This is a genomic window from Halomicrobium sp. HM KBTZ05, from assembly GCF_041530035.1.
Classification (GTDB): domain Archaea; phylum Halobacteriota; class Halobacteria; order Halobacteriales; family Haloarculaceae; genus Halomicrobium.
Genome location: NZ_CP168057.1, coordinates 1062317 through 1082975, shown reverse-complemented (window position 1 = coordinate 1082975; position 20659 = coordinate 1062317). Strand labels below are relative to the sequence as shown.

Sequence of the window (20659 nt, the reverse complement as noted above, 5' to 3'; positions counted from 1 at the left end):
GCGGGAAGAGCTGGAAGCGTAATTTGCTCGTCCCCGACAGTGTCCCCGATGTCGGATCGAGGACACCAGAACGACTGTGTCGCCAGAGAAACTAAGAGGCAGCCCCACAGGAACACAACAACCACTATGCAACAGTATCTCGATCTCGTCGATGCGACGCTCTCCGGAGGCACCTACAAACCCAACCGAACGGGCGTCGACACGATCGCGTCGTTCAGCCAGCACTACGAAGTCGATCTCGCCGAGGGGTTCCCCCTCCTGACGACCAAGGACCTCTCGGGCTTTCGGTGGAACTCGCTGATCCACGAGCTGCTGTGGTACCTCTCGGGCGAGGAGCACATCCGAGAGCTGCGAGCGGAGACCGGGATCTGGGACGCCTGGGCCGACGAGGAGGGCCACCTCGACACCGCCTACGGTCGGTTCTGGCGGCGCTACCCGGTTCCGGACGACGACGCGCAGCTCCCCGGCGAGAGCTGGCCCGACGACGCCCACCGCTGGGTCAACGACGACGGGACGTTCGACCAGCTCGCGTACGTGATGGACCAGCTCGAAGCGAACCCCCACTCTCGTCGGCTCGTCGTCAACGCCTGGCACCCGGCGAACGCGACGGTCTCGACGCTGCCGCCCTGTCACTACACGTTCGTGTTCAACGTCCAGGGCGGTCGCCTGAACGTCCACCTGACCCAGCGGTCGGGCGACATCGCGCTGGGCGTGCCGTTCAACATCGCCGCCTACTCGCTGCTGGCCCAGGCCGTCGCCCAGCGGACCGACTTCGAACTGGGGTCGTTCGGTCACACGATCGTCGACGCCCACGTCTACTGTGGCAGCGGTGCCCGCGGCGAGTGGTACGGCGACAACCTCGACGCGCTGCAGGAGCGACTCCGGGCTGTCGAGGCCGACGAGGAGTACCGCGCGGTCCGGGAGTGGCTCGAATCGACCGCACCGGCCGAGGACGACGGACAGGAGGGGTACGACCACGTGCCCGGCCTGCTCGAACAGTGCGCTCGCGAGCCCCGTGCGCGCCCGGCCATGGAGATCGCCGACAAGCCCCTCGACGACCTGACCTACGACGACTTCGAACTGCGCGACTACGATCCCGCGCCGGGGATCTCCTTCTCGGTGGCCGAGTGATGACGAGCGAGAGAGCCGACATCGAGATCGTGCTCGTGGCCGCCGTCGCCGAGAACGGCGTCATCGGGAACGACGGCGAGTTGCCCTGGCACTACCCCGCCGACCTGAAACACTTCAAAGAGACGACGATGGGCCACCCGGTCGTGATGGGGCGACGGACCTTCGAGGGGATCGTCGCCGACCTCGGCGAGCCACTGCCCGGCCGGACGAACGTCGTCCTGACGAGCCAGCGGCGTTCGTTCCCGGAGGGGGCTGTCGGAGCGGGATCGATCACGGCGGCGATCGACGCGGCCCGCGAGACCGGCAGCGACGTGGCCTACGTCGTCGGCGGCGCGACCGTCTACGAGCAGTTCCGCGAGCGGGCGGGCCGACTCGTCCTCACGGAGGTCCACGAGACGTACGACGGGGACACGTACTTCCCGGCGATCGAGTGGGACCGCTGGACCGAGACGAGCCGCGACGACCGGGACTCCCTCTCGTTCGTCGAGTACGCCCGCGAGGAGTAGCGAGCGTTCACTCGCGAGTCGTCCGGTCGCCGACGACCGACACTTCGTCGTCGACGGTCGACTCGCTCGCTGCGGGATCGCGCCGGAGGAGCCAGGCGAACAGGCCGGCAGCGAGCAGTTCGACGCTCTTGATGACGCCCTCGATCGGCGTCGTGACGTAGTGGTCGTAGATCGTGTAGAGGACGCCGCCGTGGGTGTGGCCGCCGGTCTCGGGTGCCGGCAAGCCGGTGAGGAAGGCACCGTGGCCGGTCTGGTGCCAGGCGATCCAGGCGAGGAAGGAAAGCACCATCAGCCCGGCTCCGGCGAGATAGCCCCGGCGGACGGTGAGGTACTCGCGGGTCACGAGGTAGGGGCCGGCCAGCAACACGAGCGCGAAGGCGACGAAGAGAAACGGGCGCGGATCGGGGATCAGGCCACGGCTCGCGAGCGAGCCAAGTCCCTGGAGGTAGACGAGCATTCGCGGGAACCCCCACCAGAGGTGGTAGGCGGCAGTGACGAACACGAGCCCGGCGGCGACGGCGCGGGCGATCCTGACCGAGCGGTCCATAGTCGACGTTGCCACTCGCCCGAAATGAGTCCGTCGAAGCGAACCCCGGCCGAGACCGAAGCCTACACCACGGCCCCCGCTGAATCGGGAACCAATGAGTGAGATGACAGTCTACGAGGATCGGCTCGCCCGCCAGATGGACCGCGGAGAGTTCGTCCTCGCGGTCGTCACGGCGACGAAGCCAGACTTCTACAAGCAGGCACCGGTCGTCGACGCCGCCCGCGAGCGGGGCCTGCCCTGTTTCGTCCTCCACACCGGCCAGCACTACGACGACGTGCTCGGTCACGGGCTCGCGGAGTACGACCTCGAAGACCGGATCGCGGTCGATCTGGGCATCCGCGGCGGGCTCTCGGAGAAGACCGCACAGGTCCACGAGCGCATCAGCGAGCTGGCCGACCGACTCGAACAGTGGGAGGACACGACCGTGCTGCCGCTGGTCCACGGCGACACCCACGCCGCCGGCATCGTCCCCCAGGCCTGGCAGTTCGCTACCAACCAGGCGGTCGCCCACAACGAGGCCGGGCTGCGCGGCATGTCGCCGGACTTCGACTTCGAGGCCGACCCCGCCGAAGCGGTCGAGGCCCAGTGGGAGGGCGAGTGGTCGCTCAACCGCGCCGAACCCTTCCCCGAGCAGTACGACACCTTCGTCGGCTCGGCGGCCTCACACTACCACTTCGCACCGGTCGAGCTGAACCGCGACCACCTCGAAAACGAGGGCTACCCCGCCGAGGTCGACGGGCGTGAACGGATCCCCGTCGTCGGCAACTCCGTCGTCGACGCCATCGCACAGAAGACCGACGCCGACCTCGAAGAGAGCATCTTCGACATCTACCCCGTCCTGGAAGAGCGCGACGACTGGATCCGGGTGGACATCCACCGCCGGGCGAACCTCCTGCCCGAGCGGTTCAGCGCCATCGTCGAGGCCGTGATCGGCCTCGTCGAAGCCGGCTACAACGTCAACTTCCTCGAACTCACCGCGACCAGGAAGGCCCTCGAAGCGTACGGCTACCGCGAGCGCCTGCTGGACCTCGAAGCGGAACGCGAGAACTTCCTCTTTACCGGGCTCTGGAAGAAACACGCCCACGTCTACGAGTTCCTCCAGTCGGGCCAGTGTCTGGCCGAGCTAACCGACTCCGGCAGCATGCAAGAAGAGCTCAACGTCATCGACGAGACGATCTGTCTCACCGCGCGCTTCAACACGGACCGGCCCGAGACGGTCTTCGACGCGGAGACGAACCTCCTCGTCCCGCCGGTCTCTGGCGAGTCCATGACCGAGATGGTCGAGTACGTCGTCGAGACCGACGCCGTGCGCGAGCGGATCCAGTCCGGCGAGACCATCTACGGCGAGAACCCCGCCGAACAGATCGTCGACTTCCTCGACGACCGCCGCGACGACGTGCCCTTCGACTGGGCTCACGACCGCGTGGGCTTCGAGACCGGGGACGCCGACTTCGAGTATCTGTAACACCGGCCTGCAAGCCGCGAGGCCGGTCCGCGGATCGGCTCCGTTCGAGGGCAGACTCGCGTCCGGGCGCGCGCTCGACGCACAGGGACGCCCACGGGCCCGCAACCGTACGCACACACGCGCTATCCCCCGATTCTGGCGAAAGCCTTTAGAACACAGTCGGCCGTACCCGGAGATATGATCGAACGGTCTGGTGATGGCGCGTGGAACTGATCATCACCGAAAAGGAGAACGCCGCCCGCCGCATCGCAGAGATCCTCAGCGACGGCGCTGCGACCGCCGAGCGGGAGAACGGCGTCAACGTCTACCGCTGGGGGACCAAACGCTGCATGGGGCTGTCGGGCCACGTCGTCGGCGTGGACTTCCCGCCGGAGTACGCCGACTGGCGCGACGTCGAGCCGGCGGAGCTGGTCGAGGCGGACGTGGTCAAGTCCGCGACCCAGGAGAACATTGTCGCGACCCTGCGCAAGCTGGCCCGCCGGGCCGACGAGGCGACGATCGCGACGGACTACGACCGCGAGGGGGAGCTGATCGGCAAGGAGGCGTACGAACTGATCCGCGAGGAGACCGACGTGCCCGTCGACCGCGTGCGGTTCTCCTCGATTACCGACCGCGAGGTCCGGGAGGCCTTTGCCAACCCCGACGAGATCGACTTCGACCTCGCCGCCGCCGGTGAGGCCCGACAGGTGATCGACCTCGTGTGGGGCGCGGCGCTGACCCGATTCCTCTCGCTGTCGGCCCGACAGCTCGGCGACGACTTCATCTCGGTGGGCCGCGTCCAGTCCCCGACCCTGAAGCTGATCGTTGACCGCGAGCGCGAGATCCAGGCGTTCGATCCAGAGGACTACTGGGAGATCTTCGGCGATCTCCAGGGCGACGACGCCGCCTTCGAGGCCCAGTACTTCTACGACGACGACGGCAGCGAGGCCGAGCGCGTCTGGGACGAGGCGACCGCCGACTCCGTCTACGAGGATCTGGCCGCACTCGACGCCGCGACGGTCACGTCCGTCCGCAAGCGGACCCGCACCGACGCGCCCCCGGAGCCGTTCAACACCACCGCCTTCATCTCCGCCGCGGGGTCGCTTGGCTACTCGGCCCAGCGGGCGATGAGCCTCGCCGAGGAGCTGTACACCGCCGGCTACATGACCTACCCCCGGACGGACAACACCGTCTACCCCGAGGACCTGGAGCCGGACGAACTGCTGGACGAGTTCGTCGGCAGTCGGGCCTTCGGCGAGGACGCCGAGTCGCTGCTCGAACAGGACGAGATCGCCCCAACCGAGGGCGACGAGGAGACGACCGACCACCCGCCGATCCACCCGACCGGGGAACTCCCCCCGCGCGGCGAGCTGGACGACGACGAGTGGGAGATCTACGAGCTCGTCGTCCGGCGCTTCTTCGCGACGGTCGCCGAGCCCGCGAAGTGGGCCCACCTCCGTGTCGTCGCCGAGGCCGCCGGCCACTCGCTGAAGGCCAACGGCAAGCGCCTGCTCGAACCCGGATACCACGCCGTCTATCCCTACTCCTCTGCCAGCGAGAACGTCGTCCCAGCCGTCTCCGAGGGCGACACGCTCACCATGAGCGACGTGACCCTCGAAGCCAAACAGACCCAGCCACCGCGTCGCTACGGACAGTCCCGCCTCATCAAGAAGATGGAGGAGTTCGGGCTGGGCACGAAGAGCACCCGCCACAACACCATCGAGAAGCTCTACGACCGCGGGTACATCGAGGGCGACCCGCCGCGGCCGACGACCCTGGCCGAGGCCGTCGTCGAGGCCGCCGAGGAGTTCGCCGACCGCATCGTCAGCGAGGAGATGACCGCCCAGATGGAGGCCGACATGTCCGCGATCGCAAGCGGCGAGGCCACGCTGGACGCGGTCACCACAGAGTCCCGCGAGATGCTCGAACGCGTCTTCGAGGAGCTGGCCGACTCCCGCGAGGAGGTCGGCGACTACCTCCAGGAGTCGCTGAAAGCCGACAAGACGCTCGGTCCCTGTCCAGAGTGTGGCGAGGACCTGCTCGTGCGCCGCTCGCGGCAGGGGTCGTACTTCGTCGGCTGTGACGGCTTCCCCGAGTGTCGCTTCACCCTCCCGCTGCCGTCGACCGGCGAGCCCCAGGTCCTCGACGAGCGCTGTGACGACCACGGCCTCGACCACGTGAAGATGCTTGCGGGTCGCGACACCTTCGTCCACGGCTGTCCCCGCTGCGAGGCCGAGAAGGCCGACGAGACCGACGACGAAGTGATCGGGGCCTGTCCCGAGTGTGGGGCAGACCACGACGGGGAACTGGCGATCAAGCGCCTGCGATCTGGCTCGCGACTCGTGGGCTGTACGCGCTATCCCGACTGCGAGTACTCGCTGCCGCTGCCGCGCAACGGCGACATCGTGGTCGGCGAGGACCGCTGTGAGGAACACGATCTGCCCGAGATCTCGATCGTCGACGACGAGGACGACGACGATCCCTGGGAACTTGGCTGTCCGATCTGCAACTACGCCGAGTACCAGGCCCGCAACGCGATCGACGACCTCGAAGATCTGAACGGCATCGGCGGCGCGACCGCCGAGAAGCTCGCGGCCGTCGGCATCGACGAGCCCGCCGACCTCCGGACGGTCGAACCCGACGAGATCGCCGCCAACGTCCAGGGCGTGTCGGCCAGCCAGATCGAGGACTGGCAGGCCGAACTGGCGGACTGACCTGTTACACTGTTTCGGTTTCCTGTTGCTGACTGCGCAATCTACCACACCCTGGTTGACTGAAAGGGCGAGGTCCGGTCGCGTTTATATCGTCGGTCAGTGGGCACTACCCGACCGGAGCGAGGGTATCCTACGGACCGACCGCGAGCGGGGCGAGGGCTTTCGAGGCCTGCGTCGTCGCTCGAATACTGGCGGTGCTGTGTTCGACCGTCTCTCCTAGAAGCCGATGTGGGAGGTCGAACTCGGCCCGTCGTCGCCGTCGTCGTCCGCGATCGTCCCCTCGTGGACGAAGGTGTAGTCCTCGTCGGCGAGGTAGACCGTCCCGTCCTCGACGGCCACCTCGACGCCGGGCAGCGTCGTCCCCGCGGCCTCGCCGTTGTCGCAGTCGCCCGAGCAGGCGTCGAACATGGAGCCGTGCTTGGGGCAGATGATCTGCCCGTCCCGCATCGCCACGCCACGACCCGTATCGAAGCGCTGGGCCTCGTGCGTACAGCGGTTGATCCACGCCCTGACCGCGGCGTCGCCGTCCTCGCAGGGCACGACGATCACCTCGTCGCGCTCGCCGTAGTTGTCTCGCACCGTACAGACGTAGGACCGCTGTTCGCGGACCGCCGCGACCGTGGTGAGTTCGCTCGCTCCGAGCATCTCGGGGCTTCGTTCGTCGGTGTTGGGCAAGTGTCTATCGCCCACCACTGGAGGGCGTCGACTGGCACCGACGCCGCCGGGGCCAGCTCAGTCGAGGACATCTCTGAGAATATGTTCGATCTTCTGGTCGACCTCGGAGGCCTGAAGAATCTTGATCGAGCGCTGCTCGTCGATAGGTGCTGTCTCGTCGTCTGGTAGGTCCTGAACCACGAGGACACCGTTCGATCCGTTTCCGAACATACTCTCGTCGTCGTGGACGAGCGTTCCATTCTGACGAAGGAAGGCGAGATACTCCAGTGTCTCTGAGATCCCTCGTCGGATCGTCTCGGGGCGTTTCGAGTGTTTGACTTCCGTGATGAGATACTCCTTCGAGTTTCCCGACTGGACTTCCAGTACGATAACGTCCGGACGGCCGGTTGCACTTCGGAACGTTCTGTCTCGGAAGTAGCTGTCGGCAACCGCTCGTGCCTCCCGCTCGATCCGCTCTGTCCGTGAGAGTGCCTCCGACGGCTTCTCTGATACGTCCGATTCGAACGACACACCACGGTCACGAGCGGAGTTGTCGTGGTACAGGACGATATCGTCGCCGTTCGTCGACAGGCGAGCGACCTCCTGTGAACCAGACTTGATGGTCTGTAGCTCGAAGTTCTCGTCCGTCATACGCTCTACGGCTGCGATGTAACGGAAGAGAACGAACAGTTCGAACAGCGTCTCGTCGTCGTCAGGCGTTATCGCCGTGTCAGACAGAAGGTTCGTAATTGCCGCTGGTTCGCCAGCGAGTGTCCGCTGGTACTCTTCGAGGAGTGTTGCAGCCTCACGGTAGATTTCGCTGCGAGACTGGGCTGCCGTCTGGAGCATTCGGTCCGTCGGCTCGTACACTTCTGGTCGGCGGATTCGACGGACGTGTACGTTTCGCTCGACGACTTCGCGCATCGTTTCGACCAGATCTGTACTCTCCTTCCACCGCTCTGTCACCCAGTCGTACTCTCGTTCGAAGTACGGCTGGCAGTCTTGCAGCGTCTCGTGGACGAGCGCGAGCAGTCGTTTGAGAACGACGTTCTCGTCGATATCGTAGTTCTCGGTCCGGTTTTCACAGACGAACAACGAGCTGTCACGAGGATTTCGAGCGTATCGCTCTCGCACAGTGCCCGCCCAGTCGATCCGACCTTCCACGGCACCGCGAGTGGTCGTCGAGACGTTTTCAGTCTGTGTTTTGATGCTTCGCAACCGCTTTGGTAGCCGTTCCACGAAGTCGACGACTGCCGGCTTCAAGACGAAGTGAAGTCGGACGAGCGTCTCGTAGTCGTCGAACCGGTCTGCGAACCCATCTGGTGCAATCTCTTGGACGAGGTGTCGCTCGGGAAACGACCCGTGCATCACGTACGCGAGGATGTCTTCGGACAGTTGCTCAAGCAGAGCGTCCCTATCCATCAGGTCTCACCTGCAACACGTCACTCGCAACAGATCGAAGTCGAGACGAGTCGATCGCGTCAAGTTCGGCGAGCCGAGCGATGACAGCCTCACGCTTTCTGACACCCTCTAACTGCGGGAAGACGTAGCTGAGAACGGCCTGAGTAACGACACGATCACGTTGAGCGGGTGGTGTCTCTCGTACGTGAGAGAGCATGTCCCGGACGATCGCCGGCCCGATCTTCCGTTCGTCCGCCGCGTTGTTCATGACGAACCAGACATCTCCGATTGCAGCGACGAGATCGGGCGCGACATCGAGGTCCCAAACGTCGGCATACGTTCGAACAAGTCGGCGACGCGCGTCGTCGTCCTCGGGAACGGTCGGAGCGTCGACATAGACGAACGCGAACCGGCGCATGAACGCGTACGACATCTCGTACAACGACGTTTTGTCGTAGCTGTTCATCGTCGCAAAGATCCGCCATGACGCCGGCATCAGGTACTGGTGTGGAGGAAGCTCGCTCTTCTCGGTTTCAGAGCCAGGCCGGATATCGATCTGTGACCCCTCCCTCGTGAACGGAAGAGAGATACCCTGACCCGACAGCAGCGTGAAGAGTTGGCCGAACGATTTGTCGATGTCCGAGCGGTTGATCTCGTCGATGACGAGCAGGTCGTTGCGCTGTTGCTCGTCGCGTTTGAAACAGTGCAACACCTGTCCCGGTTCAAAGGAGAGATCGTCACCACCGTCTTCGCTCGGCATGTAGCCGCCGACGGTCTCGAACGTCGACCAGTCCGCTGTGGCCGTAGTCGTCTGGTAGCCAGTGTAAAACTCGGTCTCTGTTTCAGCGAGGTGTCCCGCGACACGGCGAGCAATTTCTGTCTTGCCAGTGCCAGGTGGGCCAGTGAGGATGATGTGCTTTCCGGCGTTCAACGCATCCTCCAGTTCTCCGAGAAGTTCGGTAACTCGGTCCTCGTGGTCCTCGCCTGATGGGAAGTGTAGTCCGTCGAGAATCGAATCTGGCAGTTCGAATTCCGGCTGACTATCTACGTCGATCCGGGTAGTGATTGTGTCGGAGTCCGTTTGTTCTACGGCGCTATCGTCCCCCATTCGGTCACCGTAGACGAAGGACTCGATCGATCCGTACTTCCCCCTGAGACCGCCGATTCCCATCTCGTTTAGCGGGGAGAATCCCATCGGGTAGTCGATGTCGTAGCCAGCTAGGCCGTGTACTTCCGACGAATCGACGCCGAGTTCGACGGGCTCGTCGAGATAGATGACACAGAGCCAGGGACTCCCCTCCTCGTAGTTCGGCCAGACATCTTTCGCCAACTGTTCGTTTCGTTCCGTGCCGAGAACTTCGGCGGCGTATTCGTACGTGCCGTCACGGTAGAACAGGAGGAAGTCGCCCGCTTCGATGTTGTTCCACGTGCCCTCGATGGACTGTTTGGTTCCCCACAGCCGTACTGGATCGTTATCGAGCGTTCGATCGGTGAACTGCTCGATGCGTTCTGCGGTGATACCGTCACGAACAGTCCGCTGGAAGTTCTCCTGTGCGGCGCTGTTTGCAATCGGGGCCCTGAACACTCCCGGCCCGTCGTACGTCATGCTGTCTCCCAGTCAGTGAGTGCCAATATAAGTAGGGGGAAGCGGCAGGCCGATAGTTCATCAGTCGGGAGGAATCGAACCCGTGGTATGGAACTCCAGCGACACGACACAGCGAACTGTCGCCACTGCGGAGAGCGCATCTGGTACGGGGTGAAAGCAGAGAGTACGTGTTGGAAAGTCTTCTGTCATTGTCTCACAGGCTGTGGCCGTGAGTGGCGGGCAGATCGAATCAGTCGGTCGACAGTGGACTCTCTCGACGACGTGTACCGGCAGGCCGAACGGCAGTGCGAGCGCGTTTTCGGACCAGACTGAGGCGATTCGATCACGACGGTAGTCTCCGAGAGACGATCGGCAACAGTAATCAGGCGTACCGACTTCCGAAGCGGTTATACGGCCACGGTTGACTCTGTGCACGTATGAGCACGTGGGCGGACTGGGACCACATCGTCAAGATCGACCCAGACAAGAGCCTGGTCGCGGGCGAGACCTTCGAGGACGTGGCCGCGACCGGAACGGACGCAATCGAGATCGGCGGCACGACCGGCATGACCGAAGAGAAGATGGCCCGCGTCGTCGAGGCGTGTGGGGCACACGACATTCCCGTCTACATCGAGCCGTCGAATCCCGCGTCGGTCGTCCACAGCAACCGTCACGACGGCTACCTCATCCCGGTCGTGATGAACGCCGGCGACGTGACCTGGATCACCGGCGCGCACAAGGAGTGGATCCGCATCGACGACGACATCGACTGGTCGCGCACGTTCACGGAGGCCTACATCGTGATGAACCCCGAGGCCTCCGTCGCCAGCTACACGCAGGCGAACTGCGATCTCGACGCCGACGAGGTCGCGGCCTACGCGGAGGCCGCAGAGCACCTCCTGGGCCAGGAGATCGTCTACGTCGAGTACTCGGGGATGCTGGGCGATCCCGAGAAGGTGGCCGCCGCGGACGAGATCCTCGACGACGCGACGCTGTTCTACGGCGGCGGCATCCACGACTACGACTCGGCCCGTCAGATGGCGACCCACGCCGACACGATCGTCGTCGGCGACCTGGTCCACGACGAGGGCGTCGACGCCGTCAGAGAGACCGTCGAGGGCGCGCGCGACGCCACGGCGGCCACGCCGCCGGGCGAGTAGGTCCCGCCGACCGACGGCGTGGTCGCCGGGAGCCCTTCCGCGTGGCGACACCCGCCGCCAGCGACGACCGCCGTCCGACTGTGGTTTTCCGACGGTTCGACGCGTACCGCACGAGGTACGGTGCCACTGAACACTGTCGGCTCCGCAGCGACGAGAGTTACGCCACGGCCACGTGCGCTTTTGTTCGTCCGGCGCGAACGGCGTGCCATGACGACGCCCGCGGCCGTCGTGTTCGATCTCGACGGGACGCTCTGCGAGGGGACACAGCCGGAGGAGTCCCTCTACGAGGCCGCGTTCGCGGCGACCGACGTGGAGCCGTTCGGCTCGCCCGGCGAGCTGTGGGCCGCTCTCGACGGCCCGCCAGAGCCCGACCCCGAAGACGAGCAGTCGTCGCTGGCGGCGGGGTTTCGCCGTGTCGGGGCACAGCACGGCCGTCGGGGGGTGCCGGCCGACGCGCTCGCGGCGGGCCTGATCGACGCCGTCAACTACAGCGCCGTCGCCTACCGGGCGGGGGCCGAGGCGGCGCTGGCGGCGGCGCGCGAACACGGTCCGGTCGCGGTGATGACCAACGGGCCGGCACGGCGACAGCGGCCCAAGGTCCGGACGCTCGGGCTCGACGAGCGCGTCGACGCCGTCGTCTACGCGGGCGACATGGAGCGACGGAAGCCCCACCCCGAGCCGTTCGCGAGGGTCTGTCGAGCGATCGAGACGCCGCCGGAGACGACGCTGTACGTGGGTGACTCACTGGAAAACGACGTGGCTGGCGCACACGGCGCGGGGCTCCTGGCGGCCTGGTGTCCCCAGCACGAGCGCGATCCCGGCCAGTACCGTCCCGAGCACGTCTTCGACGGACCGGCCGATCTGGACGGGGTCGTATGACCCGGATCGCGCCCGACGTGCCCGTCCAGCGGATCCTCGACCGCGTCCTCCAGACGCGAGCGCCGGCTGGGGCCGAGACACCGCCCCAGGGGAACCACAAGGACACCACGATCGTCAGGTACCCCGACCGACCGGACGTGGTCGTCCAGCTGACCGCGACGCCGAGCGGCGCACACACGGAGGCGACGCTGCTGGCCGCGGTCTACGACCAGACGACGGTCCCGGTGGCGCGACTCCTCGGCCGGGGGCGCATCGGCGACCGAGGGTATCTCGTCACGGAGCACGTCTCCGGCCGAGACCTCCACGAGTCGTTCGTGGCCTGCTCGCGTGCGACCCGCGAGCACCTCGCCCGTCGGTTCGGCCGCTGTCTCGGCGAACTTCACGACGCGTTCGCGTTCGACGCCGCCGGCCCCGTCGAGGTCGGGGCGTCGGGGACGCTCGCGGCCACGGGTCCGGACGGCGCGACCTTCTTCGAGGAGTACGCGAGCGACGCCGTCGAGGCGCTCCCCTCGGCCTTCGACGACCGCCGGCCCGCGATCGAGGCCGCAGTCGCGAGTCGCCCGGAGCGCGCCGTCCAGCCGCGTCTCTTCCCCTGGGATCTCAGACCGGGCAACGCGATCCTCGCAGACGGCGATCTCGCTGCGGTGCTGGACTGGGCCGACCCGCTGGCCGCCGATCCGGCTCTCGCGGTCGCGAAGGTCGAACACCTCGTGGCGGCGTGGTACGTCGACGACCCGACCCCGCTCAGGAGCGCGTTCCGCGAGGGGTACGCCGCCGTGCGGCCGCTGCCCGACGTGTCGGTGGCCGATCGAGTCGCAGCGATCGCCGCTTCGGCCGTCGACTCGAACGGCACCGTCACGCGACCTCGATACCCCGAGTTGACGGGAACAGCGGCCGTCGCCGTCCACCGCGAGTGGTTCGACGAGTGGCTCGACGAGTAGATCGACGAGCGACACCGCCGTGGCGCGGTCGACGCCGTTCCGAGTCGCGAGCGTCGGACAGATAGCAGTCGAGAGCCCGAAACCCAGAACGCTCAAGCCGCCGCGCTCGCGAGGACCGGTATGGAACCGACGGCCGACGAACTCGCGGGCGTCGTCGACCTGTTCGGCGCGCTCACCCGCGACGAACTGATCGAGGCGCTCTCCGAGCTGGCGTTCAAGCGGGGCGAAGACGTGGACGATCCAGCGGGGGCGATCGACGACGCCGTCGCCGCCTATCACCTCGCGGTCGTCGAACGCGACGGCGAGACACTGCTCGCGGCCGGGCCGGCGGCGTTCCCGGAACTGCCCGACGGCGCGACGGACCTGCCACACATCATGGACGTGCCCGAGCGATCGATCGACAGGGAGCGACTCGCGGCGGCCGTCGAAGAGCGGTTCCGCGAGGAGAGTCTGGTCGCCGTCCGCTCGGACAACGAGGCGTTCGTCGAGCGCCTGCTGGACGTGAGCTACGAACTCGAAGTGTGGGGTCCGATCGACGTGAGCGCGGCCCGCGAGCGTCTCGCCGACGCGGCCGGCGAGTGAGCCACTCGCGCGTTTCCGCTCAAATTAAGAGCGTCCCGGCCCCACACTGACGCATGGAGTTCGATCGGGTCGCCAGCCACGAGGCGATCGAGATCACGGCAGAGCCACGCGAGGCGGCCGTGATCGTCCCCGTCGTCACCGACGCGGGCGACGCCGACGACCACGCCGTGCTGTTCACGAAGCGGGCCGACCACCTCTCGGACCATCCCGGCCAGATGAGCTTCCCCGGCGGCGGCCGCGAACCGGAGGACGACTCGCTGTTGCGGACCGCACTCAGAGAGGCACAGGAGGAGGTCGGTCTGGACCCCCGCGCCGCCAACGTGATCGGGCGGCTGGACGACATCCGCACCGTCTCGGAGTACTCGGTCCGGCCGTTCGTCGCCAGGATTCCCGACCGGGAGTACCAGCCCAGCGACGAGGAAGTGGCCGAGGTCGTCGTCCTCGCCGTCGACGACCTCGTAGACCTGGACAACTACGAGTCCGAGCGCCGGGACCACCCACACTACGGCGACATCCGACTGCACTTCTTCCACGTCGACGGCTACACCGTCTGGGGGGCGACCGCGCGGATGCTCGTCCAGTTGCTCGAACTCGCGACCGACTGGACGATGCCGACCGAGCCGGACCGCGTGGCCGGCCCCGACGACGACTTGCCGTCCAGCGTCCGCGATCAGGTGTAGTCGGGCAGTTGCTGCCCGACCTCGTCCGTCGAGAGACCCCCTGTCGGTCCGAGAGCGACCGCGATCCCAAGCGACAGGCATTTGCCAGCGGATCGGGTACGGGTGAGCAATCGAACGGGCACGACGCCCACCCAAATCATGCTCACAGGAGTGACGCTCGACGATGTCGGGATCGACGCGGCAGCGCTCAAGCCCGCCGAGGTCGACGTGGCAGAGGCCAGTCGCCTCGACGTGTCGACGGTGACGATCGACTACGAAGGGGCCGAGCACCTGCCAGACCGGTCGACGCTCGCCGCGCTGGCCGACCAGAAACGCGTCAGGCTGACGACGCCGGTCCGGGGCGACGGCTTCGACCCGCTCGGCGACGACAGCACGCTCGCGACGCTTCCCGACGGTGTCGGCCGAGTGCTGGTCGCCGGCCACGACGCCTACCTCACGAGCGACGAGGCCGAGCGGGCGATCGTTCCCCGACTCGAAGCGGCCGCGGCGACGGCCACCGACCCCTGGGTCGGGACCGAGGGCATCGAGCGCGTCGCGCTGGCGATCGGCGGCACCCAGTTCGAGTTGCTCTCTCGATCGACGGGACGGGACCTCCGGGCGCTTCGAACGGCCGGCTTCGAGGGGGAGATCGCCCTCTACGCGCCGACGGTGCTGACCGACGACGAGAGCGAGATCCTCGACGCCGTCGGCGACTACGCCGCCCGGCGCGGCCCGGTCCGTGCGGCCCTGCCCGACGGCGCGGCGACCGACGCGACCGCGAGCGGGCGAGCCCGCGACGTGCTCACCCAGGCCGTCCGCGACTACGCGCTCGTGGGCGAGCCCGAGACGGTCGCAGAACGCATCGCACAGCTTCGAGCGGCCGGCGCGGACACGATCGTCGGCTACCCGGCCAGGGGCATCGAGCCGGTGCGGTGACGATGCGAGTCGCCGTCGTCGGTGCCGGTGCCGTCGGCCTGACCGCCGCACGGACGCTGGCCGACCGTGGCACCGAGGTGGTACTGTACGACCGCGGGGAGATCGCCAGCGGTGCGACCGGGCGCGCGGCCGGGCTGTGCTACGACGCGTTCGCCGAGGACCGGGACGCCGCGGTGGCCGCCGACTCGCTCCGGCGGTTCCGCGAGCTGGGCGTGCTCACCGAGTGTCCGTACGTCTGGTACGCCCGCGACGGCGACGAGGCCAACGCCGACGCCATCGAGCAGCAGGTTCCGCGGATGCAGGCCCACGGGCGCGACGTGGCGCTGGTCGAGCCCGAGCGACTTGGCGAGCGGTACCCACAGCTTCGCACCGACGAGATCGGCGTCGCCGCGATCGCACACCGGGCCGGCTTCGTCGATCCGACCGAGTACGCGAGTGCGCTGACGGAGACCGTGCTGGAACGCGGCGTCGGCGTCCGGACGGAGACCCCCGTCTCGCTGGCCGGGCCGACGACGGTCGCCGAGCCCGACGGGACGGTCGCGTTCGACGCCGTGCTCGTGGCCGCCGGCCCCGCGACGAAGCCGCTCGTCGCCGACGCTGGCGTCGACCTCCCGCTACAGGCCTATCGCGCCCAGGCGCTCGTGACGGAACCGCTGCGGGCGACGCTTCCGATGGCCTACGACGCGACCCAGCAGTGCTACTGGCGGCCCTGCGAAGGCGGCTTGCTCGTCGGCGACGGTGCCCACGAGGCCGATCCCGACGACTGGGACCCCGAGGCCGACGCGAGCTTCGAACGGAGCGCGCTCGATCGGCTGACGGCTGCGACGACCGTCGACGCGACGCGAGCGCAGTCCTGGGCCGGGCTCTGTACTGCGACGCCGGACCGAGAGCCGCTGCTGGGTGCAGTTGCAGACGGGCTCTACGTGGCGACGGGGTGGCACGGCCACGGCCTCATGCGATCGCCGGCACTGGGCGAGCGGATCGGCGAGCAGATCCTCGGCGGGCCGGGCGTCGACGCCTACGATCCCGACCGCTTTGTCGGCGACGAGACGATCGACATCGTCGACGGCATGACGCTCGACGAGGACGAGGAGAGACCGAACTGAGACGACGGGTGAGACGACCGGTCAGTCGGCCGTTTCGTCTGCCTTCGGGACCCGGACGTGCAGCGTGCCGTCGTCTTTCAGGGTCGCCGACGCGGCCTCGGCGTCGACCACGGCGTCGGCGGGCAGGGTGACGCTGCCGTCGAGAGAGAGCCCGCGGCCGGGATAACGCATCTCGAAGTCCTCGTGGAACGGCCGGAACCGGTCGACGCGGACCTCGACACGGTCGTCGACGTACTGGACCTGCAGATCCGACGCCTCGACGCCGGGCGCGTCGAACACCACGAGGTACGCGTCGTCGCTCTCCAGCAGGTCGGCCGGCAGCGGCGTGCGTTCCTGGACGCGGCCGGCCGCGCGGCCGACGTTCTCGACGATCGCGTCGCCGAGCGAGCGGGCGAAGTCGAACATCACAGCTCGACCTCCTCCAGGCAGTCGACACCCCCGCAGTAGGGACACTGGAAGTCGGTCACGCCCACGCTGTCGGGCATGTCGTAGGTGTAGTGGAGTTCGAACATGTCGAGTTCGCAGCCGTCGTCGGTACAGACGAGTTCGAGCGTCGCTGGCATACGATTCTGTTGGACCGCGCGGGACAAACAGCTTTCGGAGCCCGGCGTACGCGCCCCGCCGGACGCACGGTGACAACGAGAACATTCATGTCGGCCCGGCGAGTGGGCTGGGGCATGAGTTCGCGTGTCTTGGGCGTCGACTTCAGCGGTGCGAGCGACGCGGGGCGCTCGCTGTGGCTGACGGAGGCGCGGGAGACGGGGGACGGACTGCGGGTCGAAGACTGCTATCGCGCGGCCGACGGGTGGGGACCGGACCGCGAGGACGCCCACGCCGGCCTGCGATCGCGGCTCACGGCCTTCGACGTCGTCGGACTCGACTTCCCGTTCAGCCTCCCGCAGGCGCTGCTGGACGAGCACTGCGACGGCGAGTGGGCCGGGCTGGTCGAGTGGCTCACCCTCGACGGCCCGACCGATCCCGACGAGTTCGCCTCGACGTGTCGCTCCTCGGCTCGCGAGTACACGGGCGACGGCACCGCGTCGCTGCGTCGCGAGACGGACCTGCGTCGCGCCGCGCTGTGTCCCTACGACCGGATGGTCCAGTACCAGACCTTCTACGGGATCGGGAACGTCCTTGCCGGTCTCGCCGACGACCCCGCCGTCGCCGTCGCACCGATGCAGGACGGCGACGCCCCGACCCGCGTCGTCGAGGTGTACCCCGCAGCGACCTTCGGCTGGCTGGGGCTCTACCGGGAGGGGTACAAGGGAGATCGGCGCGATCGGCGCGCGACCAACGTCGACGGGATCGAGGCCTGCAGCGTCGATCTCGGGGGGTTCCGCGAGGCGTACGAACGACACCACGACGCGCTCGACAGCCTCGCGGCGGTGGTCTCGGCTGGCCGGGTCGCCGAGAACGGGCGACAGCCACTCCACGGCCCGCGCGAGGAAGGCCACATCTACGTGTAATATTCGCCCCGAATTCGCTCGGGGAACGCTCGGCTGGCACCACGACGACGAACGCGTGCGGGACTTTTTACTCGGCCACGACGTACGGACGGTCGATGGAAACCCAGGAGCGACCGCAGACGAGCGCCGACGCGGCCGCGACGGACGAGCCGCCCGACGACGCCGCTCTCGTCGTCGAGGGGCTCGCCAAGCGGTTCGGGAGCGGCGAGGCAGCGGTCACCGCCGTCGACGACGTGTCCTTCAGCGTCGGCCGTGGCTCCGTCGTCGGACTGCTCGGCCCCAACGGCGCTGGCAAGACGACGACGATCAAAGCGATCCTCGGGATGGTGTTGCCCGACGCGGGCTCGGTCCGGATCGACGGGATCGACGTGTACGAACAGCCGAGTGCCGCCTACGCCAACGTCGACGCGATGCTCGAAGGCGCGCGCAACGACTACTGGCGGCTGACCGTCCGGGAGAACCTGCGGTACTTCGCGACGATCGGCGGCGTCGATCCCGACTCGGTGACGGCGCGCCACGAGCGGCTGCTCGACCAGCTCGACCTCGCCGAGAAGGCCGACGAAGCGGTGCGGGACCTCTCGCGAGGGATGAAACAGAAGGTGTCACTCGCCAGCGTGCTGGCGACCGACGCCGACGTGGTCTTTCTCGACGAGCCGACACTGGGGCTGGACGTGGAGAGTTCGCTGACGCTGCGACGCGAACTGCGGCGGATCGTCGACGAGCGGTCGCTGACCGTCGTGCTCTGTAGCCACGACATGGACGTGATCGAAGCGGTCTGTGACCGCGTCGTGATCATGAACGACGGGCGCGTGATCGCGGACGACACCGTCGAGCGCCTCCTGTCGGGCGACGGCACGCAGCGGTTCAGTGTCGCCAGCCCGGACATCGGCGAGGCGCTGCTCGCGCGCCTCCGCGAGCGCTTCGAGGTGACTCAGGTGACGACCGACGGCGAGCGAACGCGCGTCGAGGTGGCGACCGACAGCGAGGGGTTCTACGACCTGACCGACCAGCTACGGGCCGCCGACGTGACCCTCGACAGCGTGAACACGGCCCAGTCCGACCTCGAAGACGTGTTCCTCGGGCTGACCGACGACGGCGAGGGGCGACGATGACGGGGCAGCCAGCCGGTGAGACGCCGAGGGGCGGTGAGACGCCTCGTCCGGCGTCCTACTACCACCTCGCGAGGGCCGTCCTCGTCCGTGAGTTCCTGCTGTTCGTGCGCTACCCGGCCAACGCCATCGGCGGGATCGTCGTCTCGCTGTTCTTCTTCGGGCTGCTGTTCTACGGCGGCCGGATGATCGCCGGACAGGCGCTGACCGACTCGCTGGAGGGGATCGTCGTCGGCTACTTCCTGTGGACGCTCGCGGTCGGTGCCTACTCCTCGATCTCGAACGACATCGGCAGCGAGGTCCAGTGGGGGACGCTGGAACGCCACATCATGACGCCCTTCGGCTTCGCGCCGGTGGCGCTGTTGAAAGGCGTCGCGAAGGTCGTCCGGACGTTCCTCACGTCGGCGGTGATCCTCGCGGTGATGCTGTTGCTCACCGACACCACGCTCCAGTTGCCGGTGGTGACGATCACGGTCGTCGCCGGGCTGGCGATCGCCTCCGTCCTGGGACTTGGCTTCGCGGCCGGCGGCGTCGCCGTCCTCTACAAGCGCATCGGCAACTGGCTGAACCTGCTCCAGTTCGGGTTCATCCTGCTGATCTCGGCCCCGGCGTTCGACCTCGGGTGGACGAAGTTCCTCCCGCTGGCACAGGGGAGTGCGCTCCTCCAGCGGGCGATGATCGACGGGACGCGGCTGTGGGAGTTTCCCGGGCTCGACCTGCTGGTCCTCGTCGGCGTCGCCGTTGGCTACGTCGTGCTTGGCTACGCCGTCTTCGAGGGCGCGACGCGGCGAGCCCGGCGACTCGGCGTGCTCGGGGACTACTGATACTGCCGGCTGTACGTCTGTGAATGATTTCGCCACCCCGAGGGAGACGGTCTTCACGAGGTGATAGCCAGGAGACGGCGACGACACTCCGTCCGGAACGGTAGCTGTCGTCGTCGTGCGCTCGCCCGGGCAAACGGCGAGAATCCGTCTCAGGTCCGGCAGATGTCGTGGAGGTCCGACAGCGAGTCGATGTCCCACGTCGGCCAGACGTTGAGCTCCCAGTCCGTGCGGTGTGGGCGACGGATGAACGCCGAGTCGATCCCCGCGTTCTCCGCGGCGCGGATGTCGGACTCGTTGTCGCCGACGAACAGCGCAGAGTCGGCGTCGAGGTCGGCCAGCGCGCGGTCGAGGTAGTGGCTGTTTGGCTTGCGCCGATCGAGGCTCTGGATCGTCGGCTCGCGGCCGTAGGCGGTGCCGAAGTGATCCCGCACCGAGAAGTGATCCAGGAGGAAGTCGACGGTCGCCTGCTGGTTCGAGCTGACGATGCCCTTCGCGGCGTCCAGGCCGTCGAGGGTGTCGATGTCGTCGTACGGACGCTTGCGTCCGGCGCGGGCCTCTTCCTGCTGGGCCTCGACCATCTTCTCTTCGCGAGCGCGCCAGAACTCCTCTCTGGGGAGATCGTACTGGCCGCAGATCGTCGCTACCTGGTGTGGGGTCGCTCCCACCGTCATGTTTTCGACGTGGTTGGGGTCCGGATCGGTCACACCGAACGCTTCGAACGTCTCCTGGGTCGCGTCCTGAAGAACGTCGAAGGCGGTCCGACCGACGAGGACACCGTCGTTGTCGAACACGACGGTATCGTAGGTCATACGCCAAATACGTCGGTGGGTGGTATAAGTGTTTCACCACCGCGGCTGGAGGCTCCGCTTCGTCCAGTCGGCAGGAACTCACGAACTCAGAGGTCGGGAAACGGGCGACAGCGACGGATGAATGCGGACGCGAGGCGGCACGTTCGACCGACGGTTTTTCCCGCCGATCTAGTCGCCCCCAGCGCGGTATCGAGCCACGCCGCGAA

General features: G+C 67.3%; 20 protein-coding genes and 1 pseudogene. 14 read left to right on the top strand and 7 right to left on the bottom strand.

Annotation, left to right across the window (positions count from 1 at the left end):
• Nucleotides 1-126 precede the first annotated feature (126 nt).
• Together thyA and ACAH01_RS05610 are read left to right on the top strand one after the other, a co-directional pair.
• Entirely contained in the window at nt 127-1131 is a 1005-nt protein-coding gene (gene thyA / locus ACAH01_RS05615) for a thymidylate synthase (RefSeq protein ID WP_372480515.1), read from the top strand.
• On the top strand, nt 1131-1637 hold the full coding sequence (locus ACAH01_RS05610; protein WP_372480514.1) for a dihydrofolate reductase: 507 nt from the start codon (nt 1131-1133) through the stop codon (nt 1635-1637). Before thyA ends, ACAH01_RS05610 begins: the two co-directional genes overlap by 1 nt.
• A 7-nt stretch (nt 1638-1644) precedes the next feature.
• Here ACAH01_RS05610 and ACAH01_RS05605 read toward each other — a convergent pair whose 3' ends face one another.
• On the bottom strand, nt 1645-2184 hold the full coding sequence (locus ACAH01_RS05605; RefSeq protein ID WP_372480513.1) for a hypothetical protein: 540 nt from the start codon (nt 2182-2184) through the stop codon (nt 1645-1647).
• Nucleotides 2185-2278: 94 nt separating this feature from the next.
• Between ACAH01_RS05605 and ACAH01_RS05600 the strand changes: the two genes are divergently transcribed.
• On the top strand, nt 2279-3649 hold the full coding sequence (locus ACAH01_RS05600) for a UDP-N-acetyl glucosamine 2-epimerase (RefSeq protein ID WP_372480512.1): 1371 nt from the start codon (nt 2279-2281) through the stop codon (nt 3647-3649).
• Between the two features lie 203 nt (nt 3650-3852).
• On the top strand, nt 3853-6342 hold the full coding sequence (locus ACAH01_RS05595) for a DNA topoisomerase I (RefSeq protein ID WP_372480511.1): 2490 nt from the start codon (nt 3853-3855) through the stop codon (nt 6340-6342).
• 216 nt (nt 6343-6558) lie between these two features.
• Here the strand turns inward: ACAH01_RS05595 and ACAH01_RS05590 are convergent, their stop codons facing one another.
• The 3 genes from ACAH01_RS05590 to ACAH01_RS05580 all read right to left on the bottom strand — a co-directional run bounded on the left by ACAH01_RS05590 (nt 6559) and on the right by ACAH01_RS05580 (nt 10003).
• Nucleotides 6559-6987: a Rieske (2Fe-2S) protein gene (locus tag ACAH01_RS05590; RefSeq protein ID WP_372480793.1), complete on the bottom strand. Its 429-nt coding sequence runs from the start codon at nt 6985-6987 to the stop codon at nt 6559-6561.
• An 87-nt stretch (nt 6988-7074) separates the two neighbouring features.
• Complete coding sequence (locus tag ACAH01_RS05585; protein WP_372480510.1) at nt 7075-8418, bottom strand: hypothetical protein; 1344 nt, start codon at nt 8416-8418, stop codon at nt 7075-7077.
• Nucleotides 8411-10003, bottom strand: coding sequence for an AAA family ATPase (locus ACAH01_RS05580; RefSeq protein WP_372480509.1), 1593 nt, complete (start codon nt 10001-10003; stop codon nt 8411-8413). The genes ACAH01_RS05585 and ACAH01_RS05580 overlap by 8 nt, the downstream gene beginning before the upstream one ends.
• Nucleotides 10004-10419: 416 nt before the next feature.
• On the opposite strand from ACAH01_RS05580, the gene ACAH01_RS05575 reads away from it, so the two are divergent.
• From ACAH01_RS05575 to ACAH01_RS05545, 7 genes are all read left to right on the top strand, one after another.
• Entirely contained in the window at nt 10420-11142 is a 723-nt protein-coding gene (locus ACAH01_RS05575; RefSeq protein ID WP_170095015.1) for a phosphoglycerol geranylgeranyltransferase, read from the top strand.
• Between the two features lie 207 nt (nt 11143-11349).
• Nucleotides 11350-12021 (top strand): HAD family hydrolase, encoded by a 672-nt coding sequence (locus tag ACAH01_RS05570; RefSeq protein WP_372480508.1) that lies wholly within the window; start codon nt 11350-11352, stop codon nt 12019-12021.
• Complete coding sequence (locus ACAH01_RS05565; RefSeq protein ID WP_372480507.1) at nt 12018-12962, top strand: phosphotransferase family protein; 945 nt, start codon at nt 12018-12020, stop codon at nt 12960-12962. Before ACAH01_RS05570 ends, ACAH01_RS05565 begins: the two co-directional genes overlap by 4 nt.
• A 120-nt stretch (nt 12963-13082) precedes the next feature.
• Nucleotides 13083-13544: a hypothetical protein gene (locus ACAH01_RS05560; protein WP_208626634.1), complete on the top strand. Its 462-nt coding sequence runs from the start codon at nt 13083-13085 to the stop codon at nt 13542-13544.
• A 53-nt stretch (nt 13545-13597) separates the two neighbouring features.
• Complete coding sequence (locus ACAH01_RS05555; protein WP_170095019.1) at nt 13598-14224, top strand: CoA pyrophosphatase; 627 nt, start codon at nt 13598-13600, stop codon at nt 14222-14224.
• A gap of 138 nt (nt 14225-14362) precedes the next feature.
• Nucleotides 14363-15139 (top strand): luciferase, encoded by a 777-nt coding sequence (locus ACAH01_RS05550; RefSeq protein ID WP_372480506.1) that lies wholly within the window; start codon nt 14363-14365, stop codon nt 15137-15139.
• A gap of 2 nt (nt 15140-15141) precedes the next feature.
• A complete protein-coding gene (locus ACAH01_RS05545; protein ID WP_372480505.1) occupies nt 15142-16245 on the top strand; it encodes an NAD(P)/FAD-dependent oxidoreductase in 1104 nt (367 codons plus the stop codon).
• A 24-nt stretch (nt 16246-16269) separates the two neighbouring features.
• On the opposite strand, the pseudogene ACAH01_RS05540 reads toward ACAH01_RS05545, so the two are convergent.
• Together ACAH01_RS05540 and ACAH01_RS05535 are read right to left on the bottom strand one after the other, a co-directional pair.
• Nucleotides 16270-16650, bottom strand: a pseudogene (locus ACAH01_RS05540) (Hsp20/alpha crystallin family protein); the annotation flags it as partial.
• A complete protein-coding gene (locus tag ACAH01_RS05535) occupies nt 16650-16808 on the bottom strand; it encodes a hypothetical protein (protein ID WP_170095022.1) in 159 nt (52 codons plus the stop codon). The gene ACAH01_RS05535 and the pseudogene ACAH01_RS05540, both read right to left, overlap by 1 nt.
• A gap of 114 nt (nt 16809-16922) precedes the next feature.
• Here ACAH01_RS05535 and ACAH01_RS05530 point away from each other — a divergent pair, with 114 nt between their 5' ends.
• The 3 genes from ACAH01_RS05530 (at nt 16923) to ACAH01_RS05520 (ending at nt 19644) form a co-directional block, all read left to right on the top strand.
• Complete coding sequence (locus ACAH01_RS05530; RefSeq protein WP_372480504.1) at nt 16923-17711, top strand: DUF429 domain-containing protein; 789 nt, start codon at nt 16923-16925, stop codon at nt 17709-17711.
• Between the two features lie 95 nt (nt 17712-17806).
• Complete coding sequence (locus ACAH01_RS05525; RefSeq protein ID WP_170095025.1) at nt 17807-18823, top strand: ABC transporter ATP-binding protein; 1017 nt, start codon at nt 17807-17809, stop codon at nt 18821-18823.
• Entirely contained in the window at nt 18820-19644 is an 825-nt protein-coding gene (locus ACAH01_RS05520; RefSeq protein WP_372480503.1) for an ABC transporter permease, read from the top strand. The genes ACAH01_RS05525 and ACAH01_RS05520 overlap by 4 nt, the downstream gene beginning before the upstream one ends.
• Nucleotides 19645-19793: 149 nt before the next feature.
• On the opposite strand, the gene ACAH01_RS05515 is transcribed toward ACAH01_RS05520, so the two are convergent.
• A complete protein-coding gene (locus tag ACAH01_RS05515; protein WP_015763973.1) occupies nt 19794-20453 on the bottom strand; it encodes an HAD family hydrolase in 660 nt (219 codons plus the stop codon).
• Nucleotides 20454-20659: the final 206 nt, after the last annotated feature.

What these genes read in the sequence shown, in the direction of transcription:
- ACAH01_RS05530 (WP_372480504.1), top strand. Translation starts at nt 16,923, where the DNA reads ATGAGTTCGCGTGTCTTGGGCGTCGACTTCAGCGGTGCGAGCGACGCG.
- ACAH01_RS05590 (WP_372480793.1), bottom strand. Translation starts at nt 6,987, where the DNA reads ATGCTCGGAGCGAGCGAACTCACCACGGTCGCGGCGGTCCGCGAACAG.
- ACAH01_RS05585 (WP_372480510.1), bottom strand. Translation starts at nt 8,418, where the DNA reads ATGGATAGGGACGCTCTGCTTGAGCAACTGTCCGAAGACATCCTCGCG.
- ACAH01_RS05580 (WP_372480509.1), bottom strand. Translation starts at nt 10,003, where the DNA reads ATGACGTACGACGGGCCGGGAGTGTTCAGGGCCCCGATTGCAAACAGC.
- ACAH01_RS05525 (WP_170095025.1), top strand. Translation starts at nt 17,807, where the DNA reads ATGGAAACCCAGGAGCGACCGCAGACGAGCGCCGACGCGGCCGCGACG.
- ACAH01_RS05535 (WP_170095022.1), bottom strand. Translation starts at nt 16,808, where the DNA reads ATGCCAGCGACGCTCGAACTCGTCTGTACCGACGACGGCTGCGAACTC.
- ACAH01_RS05555 (WP_170095019.1), top strand. Translation starts at nt 13,598, where the DNA reads ATGGAGTTCGATCGGGTCGCCAGCCACGAGGCGATCGAGATCACGGCA.
- ACAH01_RS05600 (WP_372480512.1), top strand. Translation starts at nt 2,279, where the DNA reads ATGAGTGAGATGACAGTCTACGAGGATCGGCTCGCCCGCCAGATGGAC.
- ACAH01_RS05570 (WP_372480508.1), top strand. Translation starts at nt 11,350, where the DNA reads ATGACGACGCCCGCGGCCGTCGTGTTCGATCTCGACGGGACGCTCTGC.
- ACAH01_RS05560 (WP_208626634.1), top strand. Translation starts at nt 13,083, where the DNA reads ATGGAACCGACGGCCGACGAACTCGCGGGCGTCGTCGACCTGTTCGGC.
- ACAH01_RS05605 (WP_372480513.1), bottom strand. Translation starts at nt 2,184, where the DNA reads ATGGACCGCTCGGTCAGGATCGCCCGCGCCGTCGCCGCCGGGCTCGTG.
- ACAH01_RS05550 (WP_372480506.1), top strand. Translation starts at nt 14,363, where the DNA reads ATGCTCACAGGAGTGACGCTCGACGATGTCGGGATCGACGCGGCAGCG.
- ACAH01_RS05565 (WP_372480507.1), top strand. Translation starts at nt 12,018, where the DNA reads ATGACCCGGATCGCGCCCGACGTGCCCGTCCAGCGGATCCTCGACCGC.
- ACAH01_RS05520 (WP_372480503.1), top strand. Translation starts at nt 18,820, where the DNA reads ATGACGGGGCAGCCAGCCGGTGAGACGCCGAGGGGCGGTGAGACGCCT.
- ACAH01_RS05575 (WP_170095015.1), top strand. Translation starts at nt 10,420, where the DNA reads ATGAGCACGTGGGCGGACTGGGACCACATCGTCAAGATCGACCCAGAC.
- ACAH01_RS05610 (WP_372480514.1), top strand. Translation starts at nt 1,131, where the DNA reads ATGACGAGCGAGAGAGCCGACATCGAGATCGTGCTCGTGGCCGCCGTC.
- ACAH01_RS05515 (WP_015763973.1), bottom strand. Translation starts at nt 20,453, where the DNA reads ATGACCTACGATACCGTCGTGTTCGACAACGACGGTGTCCTCGTCGGT.
- ACAH01_RS05545 (WP_372480505.1), top strand. Translation starts at nt 15,142, where the DNA reads ATGCGAGTCGCCGTCGTCGGTGCCGGTGCCGTCGGCCTGACCGCCGCA.
- thyA (WP_372480515.1), top strand. Translation starts at nt 127, where the DNA reads ATGCAACAGTATCTCGATCTCGTCGATGCGACGCTCTCCGGAGGCACC.